15 protein-coding genes are annotated in these 15032 nt (G+C 64.9%); 2 read left to right on the forward strand and 13 right to left on the reverse strand.

Going from position 1 to position 15032, the window contains the following annotated elements; translation table 11 throughout:
* Positions 1–3 precede the first annotated feature (3 nt).
* The 8 genes from pabC to OXS31_RS15290 all read right to left on the reverse strand — a co-directional run bounded on the left by pabC (position 4) and on the right by OXS31_RS15290 (position 6095).
* Entirely contained in the window at positions 4–816 is an 813-nt protein-coding gene (gene pabC, locus OXS31_RS15255) for an aminodeoxychorismate lyase (RefSeq protein ID WP_267400282.1), read from the reverse strand.
* A complete protein-coding gene (gene fabF, locus OXS31_RS15260; protein ID WP_007160596.1) occupies positions 816–2060 on the reverse strand; it encodes a beta-ketoacyl-ACP synthase II in 1245 nt (414 codons plus the stop codon). Before fabF ends, pabC begins: the two co-directional genes overlap by 1 nt.
* 137 nt (positions 2061–2197) lie before the next feature.
* Positions 2198–2434 (reverse strand): acyl carrier protein, encoded by a 237-nt coding sequence (gene acpP / locus OXS31_RS15265; protein WP_007160597.1) that lies wholly within the window; start codon positions 2432–2434, stop codon positions 2198–2200.
* 167 nt (positions 2435–2601) lie between these two features.
* A complete protein-coding gene (fabG, locus tag OXS31_RS15270; RefSeq protein ID WP_267400106.1) occupies positions 2602–3345 on the reverse strand; it encodes a 3-oxoacyl-ACP reductase FabG in 744 nt (247 codons plus the stop codon).
* Positions 3346–3360: 15 nt separating this feature from the next.
* Positions 3361–4296 (reverse strand): ACP S-malonyltransferase, encoded by a 936-nt coding sequence (fabD, locus tag OXS31_RS15275; protein WP_007160599.1) that lies wholly within the window; start codon positions 4294–4296, stop codon positions 3361–3363.
* Positions 4297–4378: 82 nt separating this feature from the next.
* Positions 4379–5368: a phosphate acyltransferase PlsX gene (gene plsX, locus OXS31_RS15280; RefSeq protein ID WP_342354965.1), complete on the reverse strand. Its 990-nt coding sequence runs from the start codon at positions 5366–5368 to the stop codon at positions 4379–4381.
* 6 nt (positions 5369–5374) lie between these two features.
* Positions 5375–5557: a 50S ribosomal protein L32 gene (gene rpmF, locus OXS31_RS15285; RefSeq protein ID WP_007160601.1), complete on the reverse strand. Its 183-nt coding sequence runs from the start codon at positions 5555–5557 to the stop codon at positions 5375–5377.
* A gap of 10 nt (positions 5558–5567) precedes the next feature.
* Positions 5568–6095, reverse strand: a complete 528-nt coding sequence (locus tag OXS31_RS15290) for a YceD family protein (RefSeq protein WP_027599034.1) — start codon at positions 6093–6095, stop codon at positions 5568–5570.
* A 99-nt stretch (positions 6096–6194) separates the two neighbouring features.
* On the opposite strand from OXS31_RS15290, the gene OXS31_RS15295 reads away from it, so the two are divergent.
* Positions 6195–6773 (forward strand): Maf family nucleotide pyrophosphatase, encoded by a 579-nt coding sequence (locus OXS31_RS15295; protein ID WP_044341765.1) that lies wholly within the window; start codon positions 6195–6197, stop codon positions 6771–6773.
* 18 nt (positions 6774–6791) lie between these two features.
* Here the strand turns inward: OXS31_RS15295 and sppA are convergent, their stop codons facing one another.
* Genes sppA through rluC form a run of 3 tightly spaced genes read right to left on the reverse strand, consistent with a single transcriptional unit; the run spans position 6792 to position 9409 of the window.
* A complete protein-coding gene (gene sppA / locus OXS31_RS15300; RefSeq protein ID WP_007160604.1) occupies positions 6792–7784 on the reverse strand; it encodes a signal peptide peptidase SppA in 993 nt (330 codons plus the stop codon).
* Positions 7777–8463, reverse strand: coding sequence for an HAD-IIIA family hydrolase (locus OXS31_RS15305; RefSeq protein ID WP_007160605.1), 687 nt, complete (start codon positions 8461–8463; stop codon positions 7777–7779). The genes sppA and OXS31_RS15305 overlap by 8 nt, the downstream gene beginning before the upstream one ends.
* Positions 8456–9409, reverse strand: a complete 954-nt coding sequence (gene rluC / locus OXS31_RS15310; protein ID WP_007160606.1) for a 23S rRNA pseudouridine(955/2504/2580) synthase RluC — start codon at positions 9407–9409, stop codon at positions 8456–8458. Before rluC ends, OXS31_RS15305 begins: the two co-directional genes overlap by 8 nt.
* Positions 9410–10114: 705 nt before the next feature.
* Here rluC and rne point away from each other — a divergent pair.
* Entirely contained in the window at positions 10115–13387 is a 3273-nt protein-coding gene (gene rne, locus OXS31_RS15315; protein WP_267400149.1) for a ribonuclease E, read from the forward strand.
* Positions 13388–14093: 706 nt separating this feature from the next.
* Here the strand turns inward: rne and rpsI are convergent.
* Positions 14094–14486 carry a 30S ribosomal protein S9 gene (rpsI, locus tag OXS31_RS15320; RefSeq protein WP_007160608.1) on the reverse strand — a complete coding sequence of 131 codons (393 nt, stop codon included), beginning with the start codon at positions 14484–14486 and terminating at the stop codon, positions 14094–14096.
* Between the two features lie 15 nt (positions 14487–14501).
* Positions 14502–14930 carry a 50S ribosomal protein L13 gene (gene rplM, locus OXS31_RS15325; protein WP_007160609.1) on the reverse strand — a complete coding sequence of 143 codons (429 nt, stop codon included), beginning with the start codon at positions 14928–14930 and terminating at the stop codon, positions 14502–14504.
* Positions 14931–15032: the final 102 nt, after the last annotated feature.

A 15032-nucleotide genomic window follows, 5' to 3' on the forward strand; every position in this document is an offset into this window, starting at 1 on the left:
CGGCTATTCCAGAATCTCGTTTATCGAACCTTGCAGTTTACGGGTCACCGGCCCCACGGACCAGTTCGCGGCTGCGTACCGGCGCACGGGCCAGATACCGTACTGGCTGTTGCAGAGGAAAACTTCGTCGGCCGCCAGCAGATCGTCCAGCGCCAGCGGCAGGACCTCGGCCTGGATGCCTTCCCGGGCAGCGACATCGAGCAGCAGACCGCGCAGCACGCCGGCCACGCCACAGCCGTCCAGCGCGGGGGTCAGCAGCCGCCCGGCGCGGACCAGGAACAGATTGCTGAACACGCCCTCGATCGGCCTGCCGTCCTGATCCAGCATCAGGCCTTCGGCATAGCGGGGGTCATTCCACTCCCCCCGCGCCAGGACCTGTTCGAGTCGATTCAGGTGCTTGAGTCCGGCCAGCAACGGCTGGCGGGCCAGGCGGGTGGTGCAGGGATAGAGGTCGATGCCTTCGGTGGCGTGGGCCGCCGGATAGGCCGGGACGGGAGAGCCCAGCAACAGGCGCCGCACCTCGGGCTCGGCGGGCGGGGCATACCCGCGCAGGCCGTCACCGCGGGTGAGCAGCAGCTTGGCGACGCCCTCTCCCAGCAGCGCCGCATAGGCGCGGATCTCCGCGTCCAGCTGAGCGACATCGCAGGGAAGGCGCAGTCGCTGGCAACCGGTGACCAGCCGCTGCAGATGACGGTCCAGCAGACGTGGCTGGCCCCGGCGAACCGCGATGGTCTCGAACAGCCCATCGCCATAGGCCAGACCCCGGTCGCGTTGCAGACCGGGATCCAGCGGTTGGCCATTGAGCCAGTCCTGGATCAAGCGTCGAAGCGCCGGAACACCAGACTGCCGTTGGTGCCACCAAAGCCGAACGAATTGGACAGGGCCACTTCGATGGGCCGCTGCCGCGCCTCGTGGGGCACGAAGTCCAGATCGCAGCCGTCGCTGGGATTGTCCAGATTGATGGTGGGCGGCGCCACCTGATCGCGCAGGGCGAGCACCGTGAAGATGGCCTCCACCGCGCCGGCGGCACCCAGCAGGTGACCGGTCATGGACTTGGTCGAACTCACGCTCAGGCGCTTGGCCTGCTCGCCGAACACCTGCTTCAGGGCCGCCACTTCAGCCAGGTCGCCGGCCGGCGTGGAGGTGCCATGGGCATTGACGTAATCGACCGCTTCCGGCGCGATACCGGCGTCCTTGAGGGTCGCCTTCATGCAGCGCGCGGCACCCGCGCCGTCTTCCGGCGGGGCGGTCATGTGGAAGGCGTCAGCGCTCATCCCGAAACCGATCAGCTCGGCATAAATGCGGGCGCCCCGCGCCTTGGCGTGCTCGTACTCTTCCAGCACCAGGGCACCGGCCCCATCGGACAGCACGAAGCCGTCACGGTCGCGATCCCAGGGACGGCTGGCACGGGTCGGATCGTCATTGCGGGTCGACAGGGCACGCGCCGCGCCGAAGCCGCCCAGACCCAGACCCGAGGTCGCCATCTCCGAACCGCCGGCGACCATGGCATCGGCCTCACCGTAGGCGATGTTGCGCGCCGCCATGCCGATGCAGTGCGTCGCCGTGGTACAGGCGGTGGCGATGGCATAGTTGGGACCCTGCAGACCCAGATGGATCGACAGGAAGCCGGACACCATATTGATGATGGAGCCCGGTACGAAAAAGGGGGAAATACGGCGTGGACCCTGGGCGAGCAGCGACTGGCAATTCGCCTCGATATTGGTCAGTCCACCGATGCCGGAACCCATGGCGACACCCACGCGCTCGCGATTGCCATCGTTGATCTCGAGACCGCTGTCACGCATGGCCTGGAAGCTGGCAGCGAGACCGTATTGGATGAACAGATCCAGCTTGCGGGCTTCCTTCGCGGACAGGTACTGCTCCACGTCGAATCCCTTGACCGATCCGCCGATCCGCGTGCTGAAGGCAGAGACGTCCATATGCTCGATCGGCGCGATACCGCTGCGACCGGCCAGGATGCCTTCCCAGCTGCTCGCCACATCGGCGCCAAGCGGCGATACCATGCCCATACCCGTGATCACGACACGTCTACGCGACACACCCAACTCCTCTTGTCCTTCCGGGGCGGCCACCCCTCTTAAAAAAAGCCGATTCCATCAATCTTGACCTTGGACCTAAAGAAAAGCCGCACGCCCTACAGGACGTGCGGCTTCTTGTGTCCGAAACTGGCGACTACTTATTGCTGATGAGCAACGATGTAGTCGATAGCTTCCTGGACGGTGGTGATCTTCTCAGCCTGCTCGTCCGGGATTTCGGTCTCGAATTCCTCTTCCAGAGCCATCACCAGTTCGACGGTGTCAAGGGAGTCGGCGCCCAGATCCTCGACGAAGGAAGCGCTGTTGGTAACTTCCTCTTCCTTCACGCCGAGCTGCTCAGCGACGATCTTCTTAACGCGTTCTTCGATGGTGCTCATACCGTGTTCTCACTCCTAAAGGAAAAATCCGCACAACGGATTGCGCGTAAGTGTATAGAAAGGGATTTCCGTATTTCAAGCTGACGCGACATCAAGACGTATGCGCGGCCATTGCTGGTCCGACAGTTTACCAGCTTAGCGCAATAGCCGCGCGGGGGTAACGCCGGTCAGCTCATGTACATTCCGCCGTTGACGGGGATCGTGGCGCCGGTCACATAGGCCGCGCCATCGCCCGCCAGGAAGCCAACCACCTTGGCGATCTCGTCGGCCTGGCCGAGGCGACCGGCCGGGATCTGGGTCAGCAGCGCGGTGCGCTGGGCTTCCGGCAGTTCACGGGTCATGTCGGTGTCGATGAAACCCGGAGCCACGGCGTTGACGGTGATGTTGCGCGAACCCACCTCGCGGGCCAGTGCCCGGGTGAAGCCCTCGAGACCGGCCTTGGCGGCGGCATAGTTGGCCTGGCCGGCGTTGCCCATGGCACCCACCACCGAGCCGATGCTGACGATGCGACCCCAGCGGCCCTTGGTCATGCCCTTGAGCACGGCCTTGGACAGGCGGAACAGGCTGTTGAGGTTGGTATCGATCACGTCGAACCACTCATCGTCCTTCATCCGTAGCATCAGGTTGTCGCGGGTGATGCCGGCGTTGTTGACCAGGATCGACGGGGCGCCGAACTGGGTCTGGACCTGCTCGAGGGCGGCCGCGACGGAGGCGTTGTCGGAAACGTTGAGCACCAGGCCGGTGCCTTCGATGCCGTTGGCCTTGAGCGACTCGGCGATGCGCTGGGCGCCCGCCTCGCTGGTCGCGGTACCGATCACGGTGGCGCCCAGCCGGCCCAGTTCCAGGGCGATGGCTTGACCGATACCACGGGTAGCGCCCGTGACCAGGGCGACCTTACCTTGCAGACTCATCTCGTTTTCCTCGATTCAAAAAGCCGCGCGAGCGGCGGCGAAGGCGTCGGGGGTGTCCAGGGCCAGCGTTTCCACGCCCTTGACGCATCTCTTGTTCAGACCGGCCAGCACCTTCCCGGGGCCGCACTCCACCAGGTGGGTGACGCCCTGGGCCGCCAAGTACTGCACGGATTCGACCCAGCGCACCGGGCTGTACAGCTGGGCCAGCAGATCCTGCTGGAGACTGTCCAGGTCGGTGTTGACGCCGGCATTGACGTTCTGCACCACCGGAATCTGCGGCTGGCTCCAAGTGCAGCCACGCACGTCCTCGGCGAAGCGCTCGGCCGCCGGGCGCATCAGTTCGCAGTGGGAGGGCACGCTGACCGGCAGGGCCACGGCGCGCTTGGCGCCCAAGGCCTTGCAGGCCTCGATGGCGCGCTCCACCGCCGCGGCGGCACCGGCGATCACTACCTGACCGGGAGCATTGAAGTTGACTGCGCTGACGACCTCGCCCTGAGCGGCTTCGGCACAGGCGGCCAGCACCTGGGCGTCTTCCAGACCGAGGATGGCGGCCATGCCGCCCTGCCCGGCCGGCACCGCCTGCTGCATCAGCTCACCCCGGCGCGCCACCAGGCGTACCGCCTCGGCGAACGGCAGGCTGCCCGCGGCGACCAGTGCCGAGTATTCGCCCAGGCTGTGCCCGGCGACATAGGCCGGCTTGGCGCCGCCCTCGGCCAGCCACAGACGCCACAGCGCGATGGAGGCGGTCAGGATGGCGGGCTGGGTACGGTCGGTCTGGTTGAGCGACTCCTGCGGGCCCTGCTGGGTCAGCGCCCAGAGGTCGTAGCCGAGGACGGCGGAGGCCTCGGCGAAGGTTTCGCCGATCAGTGCGTGGTGCGTGGCCAGCTCACCCAGCATGCCCAGGGCCTGGGAGCCCTGACCGGGAAAGACGAAAGCGAGAGAGGCAGACATAGGCAGGTCTCTTGTAGGTCCATTGCTGGCGAAACCGCGGTTCCGCCACTGACAGACTGAGATGTCGGTGGCGACCGGTCGGTCACACCGCTTTCAGAGCCGCCAAGTTTAACCGGATCCGCCCGGGGAGATCAGTCTCCACGTCGCGCAGGGCGCGCTCGATGGCCTGAACGAGACCGACTTCGCCTGCCGCGCCATGGCTTTTCACCACCACCGCATTCAGGCCGAGAAAGCTCGCGCCGTTGCGCAGCTCCGGATCCCAGTGGCGGAAACGCCGGGCCAGCCAGGGCTGCAGCAACTGACGCTCGAGCCAGGAGGCCGTGCCGCTGCGCTCGACCAGCAGGCGCAGCAACGCCTCGCCGGACTTGAGCACCGCATTGCCGGTGAAGCCATCGCAGACCACCACGTCCGCGACGGCGGCATAGAGATCGCTGCCCTCGACGAAGCCGATGAAATCGAAGGCCTGACTCTGGGCGAGGCGCCGTGCCGCCTCCTGGATCACCGGCGTGCCCTTGCCCGGTTCGCGCCCGACATTGAGCAGCGCGACCCTTGGCCGCACCAGGCCACGCGCCTGGGCCGCACCCGCCCCCAGATAGGCGAATTGCACCAGCTGTTCGGCAGAGCTGTCGAGATTGGCGCCGAGATCGAGCAGCAGCGTCTGGTGCTCTCCCCGTCCAGGCAACGCCGACATCATCGCGGGTCGATCGATGTCCGGCAGCGTTCCCAGCAGCTGTCGCGCGAGCGCCATCCAGGCCCCGGTATTGCCGGCGCTCAGACAGCCCTGGGCACGCCCCTGTCGGACCGCGTCGAGCGCAGCATGCATGGACGTCCGGGTACGACTGCGCACCACGGCAGCGGGGCGTTCATCGGGCCCGACAAGGGCATCGACGTAGTCGAACTGCAGGCGATTGGCGAGAGAGGCAGGCGGTGACCAGGCCGACAGGGCGTCGCGCTGACCACAGAGGAGAAGATGTAGGGCGGGGAAACGCTCGAGAGCGTCGAATGAAGCAGGAACAATGCAGCGGGGACCGAAGTCCCCGCCCATTGCATCGATCGCGATGACGATTTCGATCGAGGATTACTCGTCGGAACCCTTGTCGATCACTTTGCGACCGCGGTAGAAACCGTCGGGCGACACGTGGTGGCGCAGGTGAACTTCACCGGTGCTCTTTTCCACGGACAGAGCGTTCGCTTCGAGGGCGTCGTGCGAACGACGCATGTCGCGAGCGGAACGGGATTTTTTGTTCTGCTGAACAGCCATGATTTAACTCCTAAACGTTTGGGTCACGCTTCAACTGCGCAAGTACACTGAACGGGTTGGGTCGCTTTTCCTCGTCCGCCGGCTCTTCGGGCGCCTCGAAACCTTCCGGATGCTGGCAATCCCCTTCCGGATGCACAGGGATGATCGGCAGAGCGAGCAACAGCTCTTCTTCGATCAGGCTATGCAGATCCAGCGGATCTTCGCCAACCTCCAGGGCATCGTAACCCTGTGGCAAGGCATCGGCCGACTGCCCCTCCCAGAGCACGGCGAAATCGAATTCGCTGTGGATGGGAAGCACTGCCGGCTCCAGACAACGCTGGCAGATCATCTCGACCGCGGTATCGAGGACACCGTGGATGACGAACTGCCGCTGTTGATCACGCCCGAAGTCGAGGACGACGGCTACCGCGCCTTCGGACTTCACGAGCTGCTCGCCGACACGCCGCATGTTCGCGAGAGGCAGCTCACCCTTGAGGGTTACGCCGCGATCCGCCAATTTGCGAGGATCGACCTGAGGTGGAATTGGCCCATTCAACATAAGCGCGCCATTATAGGGACGGCCTTACGGCTGTCAAAGGAAATTAACCCCGAAGCGACTCCGACCGACCTCTGGTCGATCTCGCCCGAGAACAAACTGATGCCTCTCATTCTACTCGCTTCCAGCTCGCCTTACCGCCGCCAATTGCTGGAAAGACTCCAGCTGCCCTTTGCTCATCGGTCGCCGGACATCGACGAAACGCCACGGCCTGGAGAAAGCCCGAGGGCGCTGGTGGAGCGCCTGGCCCGGGCCAAGGCCGCTGCCCTGGCCGACCAGCCGGAGCCGACCCTGATCATCGGCTCGGATCAGGCGACCGCCATCGACGGCGAGATTCTCGGCAAGCCCCTGACCCATGAGCGAGCCCGGCAGCAACTGGCCCGGGCCAGCGGTCGCACCCTGGTGTTCCATACCGGACTGGCCGTGCTGGACAGCCGCACCGGGGAGTGCCGCAGCGAGGTGGTGGATTTCCAGGTGCGCTTTCGCCCGCTCGAGGCTGCGACCATCGACCGCTACCTGCTTGCGGAACAGCCCTACGATTGCGCCGGCAGCTTCAAGGCCGAGGGCCTGGGCATCGCCTTGTTCGAGGCCATGCAGGGGGACGACCCGACCAGCCTGATCGGCCTCCCCCTCATCCGCCTCGCCGCACTGCTGCGGGAGGCTGGCCTGCAGGTCCCTTGAGACCTGCAGGCTGTCGCCCTAGCGCAGCGCCGGACCCTGCCAGCCCATGTAAAGCGCCAGGCGCTCGGCGACACTGGCGCCCAGGCGCTTGGCGAAACGGTCGAAGGGCGAGTCTTCCTGGGTGTAGTCGACCAGCCGCTCTTCCTTGACCACATCGCGCGCCACATAGCTGGCGCTGCCGAGGCCATCGATCAGCCCCAGGGACAGCGCCTGCTCGCCGGACCAGACCAGCCCGGAGAACAGCTCCGGATGACCCTCGACCTTGAGCCGGTCGCCACGCCCCTTCTTGACGCTGTCGATGAACTGCTGATGGGTGGTATCCAGCACCTGCTGCCAGAATCGGGTCTCTTCGGGCTTCTGCGGCTGGAAGGGATCGAGGAAGGCCTTGTGTTCGCCCGAGGTGTAGACCCGGCGTTCCACGCCCAGCTTTTCCATGGTGCCGACGAAACCGAAGGAAGCCGCCGTCACGCCGATGGAGCCGACCAGGCTGGCCTTGTCGGCATAGATGGCGTCGGCCGCGCTGGCCACATAGTAGGCGCCAGAGGCCCCGAGGTCGGTGATCACCGCATACAGCTTGATATCCGGATGCAGACCGCGCAGGCGCTTGATCTCGTCATAGATGTAGCCGGACTGCACCGGACTGCCGCCCGGACTGTTGATGCGCAGCACCACGCCACGGGTGTTGCTGTCGTCGAAGGCCTTGCGCAGGGCCGTGACCACATTGTCGGCACTGGCCTTCTCGTCGTCGGCGATCACGCCCTTGAGTTCGATGAGCGCGGTATGGGCGCCGGACTCGGTCACCCCACCCTTCTTGCCCAGCGACAGCAGGGGCGTGAACAGCACCAGCATGACGATCAGGTAGGCGAAGGTCAGCAGCTTGAAAAAGATGCCCCAGCGCCGCGCCCGCCGCTGCTCGCGCACGCTGGCGAGCATGGTCTTCTCGATCAGGGCCCAGGTCTTGTCGTCCGCCGGACGCGTACGTCCGCTGTCTTCCTTCCACTCGTCAGCCATGCCCAACCTCACTCCTGACCACAACGTTGTCACCCAGCCATAGCGCCAGGTCCGCGAAAGCTTCGATCACCAGGCGCGGCCCGAAATCCCTCAGCACCTCGGCCGGCTGGGCACCATAGGCCACCCCGACCGCAGCGACCCCGGCGCGACGGGCCATTTCCAGGTCGAACACCGCATCCCCGATCAGCAGGGCGCGCTCCGGCGCCACGCGGCAATGGGCGAGAATCTCCTCGACCATTTGCGGATCGGGCTTGCCGGCGGCCTCGTCGGCGCAACGGGTGATGTCGAAGAACTCGCTCAGGCCATGCTGCTGCAGCGAACGGGCCAGGCCGCGCCGGCTCTTACCCGTCGCCACGGCCAGCTGGTAACCCAGGGCGCGAAAGCGCTGCAGCCCGCTCAGCACCTCGGGAAACAGAGGCGACGCCTGCTGTTCGCGACGGACGAATTCGGCGCTGTAGGCATCGCGAAAGCCCTCGATCTGCGCCGGAGTGACCAGATGCGGATAGAGCGTCTGGATGGCCGCGACCAGCTCCAGGCCGATGATGCCCTTGACGGCCACGTCGCTGCGCGGTGGCAAGCCCAGCTGCTCGGCCGCCACGTGCATCACCTCGACGATCCGGCCGATGGAATCCGCCAGGGTGCCGTCCCAGTCGAAGATCAGCAGCTGGTAATCAGGCATCCAGACGCTCCAGCGTCTGACTCCAGGTGCTGTCGACCGGCGCCTCCAGGCGCAACTCGCCGCCTTCGGGCAGCGGAATAACCAGGCTCGCCGAGTGCAGGAACAGCCGCTTGCCGCCCAGCTCGCGAATCTCCTGGGAGAAGTCTTCGTCGCCGTATTTGGGATCGCCGGCGATGGCGTGCCCGGCGTGGCGGGCATGGACGCGGATCTGGTGGGTACGCCCGGTCACCGGCCGCGCCTCGACCAGGGTGGCGAATTCGCCATAGCGCCGCAGCACGCGGAATTCGGTGAGCGCCTCCTTGCCTTCGTCATTGACCTCGACCATGCGCTCACCGGATCTGAGGGTGTTCTTGAGCAGGGGCGCGCTGATCTTCTTCTTGGCCGCCGGCCAATGGCCGCGCACCAGGGCGTGATAGCGCTTATCGACGCCGTCGCCGCGCAGGGCCTCGTGCAGGAAGCGCAGCATGCTGCGCTTCTTGGCGATCATCAGCAGCCCGGAGGTATCCCGGTCGAGACGATGGACCAGCTCGATGTCGCGGGCGTCGGGACGCAGTTGGCGAAAGACCTCGATGACCCCACCGGACAGGCCACTACCGCCGTGCACGGCGATACCGGCCGGCTTGTTGATGACGATGAGGGCCTTGTCCTCGTGGACGATGGAATCCTCCAGGCGCTCGAGCAGACCCCTGGCCAGGGGTGCAGGTTCGTCGGGCTCGGACAGACGCAGCGGCGGTACGCGGATCTGGTCGCCGGCCTGCAGGCGGTAGTCGGGCTTGATGCGGCCCTTGTTCACCCGCACTTCGCCTTTGCGCAGAATGCGATAGATGAGGGTCTTGGGCGCACCCTTGAGGTGGGTACGCAGGAAGTTGTCGATGCGCTGGCCGGCATAGTCGGCAGGCACGTCGAGCAGTTGAACGCCGGTGCTGGGAGAAGGAGGCTTAGTCATCGGCAGATGATAGCAATTTTCCCTTATTTGAAGCACTTAAAGCTTGCTGCTATAGTCCGGAGGCGGTTATCAGTCCTGTCTGGATGGCACCGCTCGCGAGGCCGTAGATTCCGCCCGCGAATATAGGCTGCAAATGCAATAGTCACTGGACGTCTGGCCGTCCAGCAGAACGCCGACTCTGCCCAAGGGGGTGAGTGGCGATCTGCGATCCGCCTGGTAACCAAGGCAGCGGCACCCAGGGTGCCAGCTGTAAAACGACAACCGCTCCGGACCTTGCGGGCGGCACCTGATTCCTGAAGATTGTGTGCAGGATGGAGATGCACAACCAGCGTATCGCGTAGCCTGACAGTACGCCTGCAGCCCGCTTCGCGCCCAGCTTCGGCCAAGGTGACGATCGCAGGTGGAAGCCTCAAGGCCAACGGCCGATGCTCCAACCGAGCGACACCTGACACGAATCCCGCGACGACCCGGCTGCCCGAGCCTTTCGGCTGTCACGCCCGCACCATGCCTGGTTGATTCCTCCTCCTGTGGAGCTGCAACGGCAGTCGCTCAAGCGCCTGCAGGAGACGTAGTCGCGGCACGCCCCAGGGCCTGCTGCTGGACACGAAGGCCGGCTTTGCCCGGCTTCGATACGACCCCGTGCACCCTTCTCTTGAATCCTGTTGCCACCCTGCGGGCCGAGAGCCCGGAACGTAGTGGTATTACATGAAGAGAATGCTCATCAACGCGACCCAGCCCGAGGAATTGCGGGTTGCCCTGGTCGACGGTCAACGGCTGTTCGACCTGGACATCGAGTCCGGAGCCCGCGAACAGAAAAAGGCCAACATCTACAAAGGCCGCATCACCCGCATCGAACCCAGTCTGGAAGCCGCCTTCGTCGACTTCGGCGCTGATCGCCACGGCTTCCTCCCGCTGAAGGAAATCTCCCGGGAATACTTCAAGAAGAACCCGGAAGGCCGCGTCAACATCAAGGAAGTGCTCTCCGAAGGCCAGGAAGTAGTCGTCCAGGTCGAAAAGGAAGAGCGCGGCAACAAGGGCGCCGCCCTGACCACCTTCATCAGCCTCGCCGGTCGCTACCTGGTGCTGATGCCCAACAATCCCCGTGCCGGCGGCATCTCCCGTCGCATCGAGGGTGAAGAGCGCAACGAACTGCGCGAAGCCCTGAACGGCCTGAACGCCCCGGGCGACATGGGCCTGATCGTGCGCACCGCCGGCCTGGGCCGCAGCACCGAAGAACTGCAGTGGGACCTCGATTACCTGCTGCAACTCTGGTCCGCCATCACCGAAGCCTCGGGTGAGCGCAAGGGCCCCTTCCTGATCTATCAGGAAAGCAACGTCATCATCCGCGCCATCCGCGACTACCTGCGTCAGGACATCGGTGAAGTCCTGGTCGACAGCGTCGAAGCCCAGGAAGAAGCCCTGAGCTTCATCCGTCAGGTGATGCCGCAGTACGCCAGCAAGATCAAGCTCTATCAGGACAGTGTCCCGCTGTTCAATCGCTTCCAGATCGAAAGCCAGATCGAGACCGCCTTCCAGCGTGAAGTGAAGCTGCCGTCCGGCGGCTCCATCGTCATCGATCCCACCGAGGCCCTGGTGTCCATCGACATCAACTCGGCGCGCGCCACCAAGGGTGGCGACATCGAAGAAACCGCCCTGCAGACCAACCTGGAAGCGGCCGAGGAAATCGCCCGTCAGCTGCGTCTGCGCGACATCGGCGGCCTGATCGTCATCGACTTCATCGACATGACCCCGGTCAAGAACCAGCGCGCCGTGGAAGATCGCGTCCGCGAAGCCCTGGAAGCCGACCGCGCCCGCGTGCAGATCGGTCGCATCTCCCGCTTCGGTCTGCTGGAAATGTCCCGCCAGCGCCTGCGCCCTTCCCTGCGCGAAACCAGCGGCATCGTCTGCCCCCGTTGCAACGGCCAGGGCATCATCCGCGACGTGGAATCCCTGTCGCTGGCCATCCTGCGCCTGATCGAGGAAGAAGCCCTCAAGGATCGCACCGCCGAGGTGCGCGCCCACGTACCCATCCAGGTGGCGTCCTTCCTGCTCAACGAGAAGCGCAACAGCATCACCAAGATCGAGCTGCGCACCCGCGTGCGCATCATCATCCTGCCGGACGATCACATCGAGACCCCGCACTTCGAAGTGCAGCGTCTGCGTGACGACAATCCCGAGCTGCTGAACAGCCAGTCCAGCTACGAGATGGCCAACACCGAAGCCGAAGAGGTGCAGCCGGTCAGCTCCACCCGTACCCTGGTGCGCCAGGAAGCGGCCGTGAAGGTGGCGCCTGAGCGCGCACCGGCCCCCACCCCGGTCGCCGCCGAAGTGGTCGCTCCTGCTGCCCCTGCCGCCAAGACCACCGCCGAGCCGAACCTGTTCAAGGGTCTGGTGAAGTCCCTGGTCAGCCTGTTCGCCGGCAAGACCGAAGAGCAGCCCATGGTCGACAAGACCGCTGCCACTCCGGAAGCGCCCAAGAGCAGCGACGAGCAGCGTCGCCAGGACGAGCGCCGCAACGGTCGTCAGCAGAATCGCCGCCGTGAAGGCCGCCGTGACGACGAGCGCAAGCCGCGTGAAGAACGCCAGCCGCGCGCCGATCGTGGCGAACGCAGCGAACGCCCGGCCCGCGAAGAGCGCAAGCCGCGTGAAGAGCGTCAGACCCGTGAAGACCGCCCGGCTCGCGAGGAGCGCCAGCCCCGCGAAGAGCGCGCCAATCGCGAAGAGCGCCAACCGCGCGAAGAACGCCAGCCCCGCGAGGAGCGTCAACCGCGCGAGGAGCGTCAGCCCCGCGAGGAGCGTGCCACTCGCGAAGAGCGCCAGCCGCGTGAAGAGCGTCAGCCCCGCGAAGAGCGTCAACCTCGTGAGGAGCGTCAACCCCGCGAAGAGCGCGTGAGCGCTGAAGAGCGTCCGGCTCGCGAAGAGCGTCAGCCGCGTGAAGAGCGCAAGCCGCGTGAAGAGCGTCAGCCGCGCGAAGAACGCAAGGCCCGCGAAGAGCGCCAGGAAGCGGCCAGCGCCGAAGAGCTGAACGAAGAAGAGGTGCTGGAAGGCAACGAAGAGCTGGAAGAAGGCGAAGAGCGTCCGCGTCGCCGTTCCCGCGGCCAGCGTCGTCGCAGCAACCGTCGCGAGCGTCAGCGTGATGCCAACGGCAACTTCATCGAAGACGAAGAGCAAGGTACTGCAGCCACCGACACCCCTGTCGCGCCGGCCGCGGTCGCCCTGGGTACCGCCGTCGTGGTCAGCGAAAGCGTGACCGCCATTGCCACCCAGGAAGAGGTTCGTGACGTTCGCCAGCAGGAGTCGGCAGCCACCGCCGAAACTCCGGCCGCCACCGAAGCCACCCAGGAGGCTGCAATGGAGCAGCCCGCAGCGGACGCCCCTGCCCAGCCGGAGATCCTCACCCCCCAGGTGAGCCAGCTGCAGGACGAGCGTGCGCCGCACCAGGAAGTCGAGATCACCACTCCGGTGGTCGAGCAGACCGCTCCGGTAACGGCCACCGCGCCCATTCCCGCGGCACCGGTCGAGACCGAAGCTGCGGAATCGGCTGCCGGTCGCGCCTCCAACGATCCGCGTGAGCGCCGTCGTCGCGAGCGCCTGGCACGTGAAGCCGAAGCGGCACGCGCCAAGCAGGCCGAGCAGGACGCTCAGGCCCCTGCCCTGGGTGCCATTGCAGAAACCGAGGAAACCTTCGCCACCGCGGCGGTAGGTACCGTCGAGCCGCAACAGACGCCCGAAGCCCAGCCGGCCCCGATCGCTGAAGAGCTGCCTGCAGCCGAAGCCGAATCGGCGTTGATCGTGGTGGAAGAGCCCGTGGAAATCGTGCCCAGCCCTGCGCAGGAAGAAGCGGCTACCGTCGCCCTGACCGGCGAAGCCGACACCCCTGCAGAGGCTCCCAAGGCCGATGCGGTGAAAGAGGATGAAGCCACCCAGGCCGAACTCGATCGCAAGCTCAAGGAGTCGCGGGAAAATCATCCCGGCTGATCTCCGCCAGCCATGAAAAGGGGCGCCTAGGCGCCCCTTTTTTATGCCTCGAATTCGAGTGGGCATGGCGCACCGAGGGTGACGAGCCGGTCCCGATAGATCGATACAGGCTAGCCCTCTACGCACTGGAGCCCTGCCCGCGATAAAGGCCTGCCTGGTTGGGCTTCGGCGGTGGAGCTGCCGCAACCCAATCTACGGGCCCAGGGAATCGACGTAGGTTGGCGCCGAGCGTAGCGAAGCCCAACACGGGGAGATGGGCTGATTGTTGGGCTTCGCCGGTGGAGTTACCTCAACCCAACCTACGGTGCCCGAGGGAATCGACGTAGGTTGGCGCTGAGCGTGGCGAAGCTCAACAAAGGACAGGATGGCCTGACTGTTGGGCTTCGGCGGTGAAGCTGCCTCAACCCAACCTACGGACCCAAGGGAATCGACGCAGGTTAGCGCTGAGAGTAGCGAAGCCCAACACGGGGAGATGGGCTGATTGTTGGGCTTCGCCGGTGGAGTTGCCTCAACCCAACCTACGGTGCCCGAGGGAATCGACGTAGGTTGGCGCTGAGCGTGGCGAAGCCCAACGTTCGGCCGATACCGGACTGCCGACCTTTGGCGGCGAACCCACACCATTGGGGATGCGCACCCTTTGCCGAAAAATCCCAGGCATAAAAAAACCCAGCCGCTTGGCTGGGTTTTTCGAGCGTATCCCGAAGGATTAACGCTTGGAGTACTGCGGACGCTTACGCGCTTTGCGCAGACCGACTTTCTTACGCTCGACTTCACGGGCGTCACGAGTGACGTAACCGGCTTTGCGCAGGGAGCTGCGGTAGCCTTCGTCATACTCGATCAGCGCACGGGTGATGCCGTGACGGATAGCACCGGCCTGACCGCTCACACCACCGCCAGCGACGGTAACGTAGACGTCGAACTTCTCCAGGGTCTCGGTCAGCTCGAGGGGCTGACGCACGACCATGCGCGCGGTCTCGCGACCGAAGAAGGTGTCCAGAGCGCGATCGTTGATGGAGATCTTGCCAGTGCCCGGACGGAGGAAGACACGAGCGGTGGCAGTCTTACGACGGCCGGTACCGTAATTTTGAGTTGCCGACATGTTGTACTATCCCGATTAAAACTTGAGTTCTTGGGGCTGCTGAGCGGTGTGCGGATGGTTCGCACCCTTGTACACCTTGAGCTTGCGATACATGTCGCGGCCCAGCGGGTTCTTCGGCAGCATACCCTTGACGGCGGTCTCGATGACGCGCTCGGGAGCACGGGCGATCAGCTTTTCGAAGTTGATCGACTTGATGCCACCCGGGAAACCGGAGTGATGGTAGTACATCTTGTCGGTAGTCTTGGCACCGGTCACACGAACCTGCTCGGCGTTGATGACGACGATGTAGTCGCCGGTGTCAACGTGAGGGGTGTATTCGGGCTTGTGCTTGCCACGCAGGCGAGTGGCGATTTCAGTAGCCAGACGACCCAGAGTCTGGCCAGCAGCGTCGACGACGTACCAGTCGCGCTTAACGGTTTCCGGTTTTGCGGTGAAAGTTTTCATTCTCTATGGCCTCAGAGGCCGCCCTGGTAAAAAGACGGCAAATTCTACACAACAGTGCAACCCCAGACAAGTCGGGGGCAGCCGGAAACAGACGCTCTTCGG

The sequence above is a fragment of the Pseudomonas sp. GM_Psu_1 genome (assembly GCF_026544185.1).
Taxonomy (GTDB): Bacteria; Pseudomonadota; Gammaproteobacteria; order Pseudomonadales; family Pseudomonadaceae; genus Chryseomonas; species Chryseomonas oryzihabitans.

Bases quoted from the DNA above. Each gene is read 5' to 3' on its own strand.
- OXS31_RS15290 (WP_027599034.1), bottom strand. From the start codon at position 6,095: ATGTTGAATGGGCCAATTCCACCTCAGGTCGATCCTCGCAAATTGGCG.
- acpP (WP_007160597.1), bottom strand. From the start codon at position 2,434: ATGAGCACCATCGAAGAACGCGTTAAGAAGATCGTCGCTGAGCAGCTC.
- fabG (WP_267400106.1), bottom strand. From the start codon at position 3,345: ATGAGTCTGCAAGGTAAGGTCGCCCTGGTCACGGGCGCTACCCGTGGT.
- rpmF (WP_007160601.1), bottom strand. From the start codon at position 5,557: ATGGCTGTTCAGCAGAACAAAAAATCCCGTTCCGCTCGCGACATGCGT.
- OXS31_RS15295 (WP_044341765.1), top strand. From the start codon at position 6,195: ATGCCTCTCATTCTACTCGCTTCCAGCTCGCCTTACCGCCGCCAATTG.
- fabD (WP_007160599.1), bottom strand. From the start codon at position 4,296: ATGTCTGCCTCTCTCGCTTTCGTCTTTCCCGGTCAGGGCTCCCAGGCC.
- rne (WP_267400149.1), top strand. From the start codon at position 10,115: ATGAAGAGAATGCTCATCAACGCGACCCAGCCCGAGGAATTGCGGGTT.
- rpsI (WP_007160608.1), bottom strand. From the start codon at position 14,486: ATGTCGGCAACTCAAAATTACGGTACCGGCCGTCGTAAGACTGCCACC.
- sppA (WP_007160604.1), bottom strand. From the start codon at position 7,784: ATGGCTGACGAGTGGAAGGAAGACAGCGGACGTACGCGTCCGGCGGAC.
- rluC (WP_007160606.1), bottom strand. From the start codon at position 9,409: ATGACTAAGCCTCCTTCTCCCAGCACCGGCGTTCAACTGCTCGACGTG.
- rplM (WP_007160609.1), bottom strand. From the start codon at position 14,930: ATGAAAACTTTCACCGCAAAACCGGAAACCGTTAAGCGCGACTGGTAC.
- OXS31_RS15305 (WP_007160605.1), bottom strand. From the start codon at position 8,463: ATGCCTGATTACCAGCTGCTGATCTTCGACTGGGACGGCACCCTGGCG.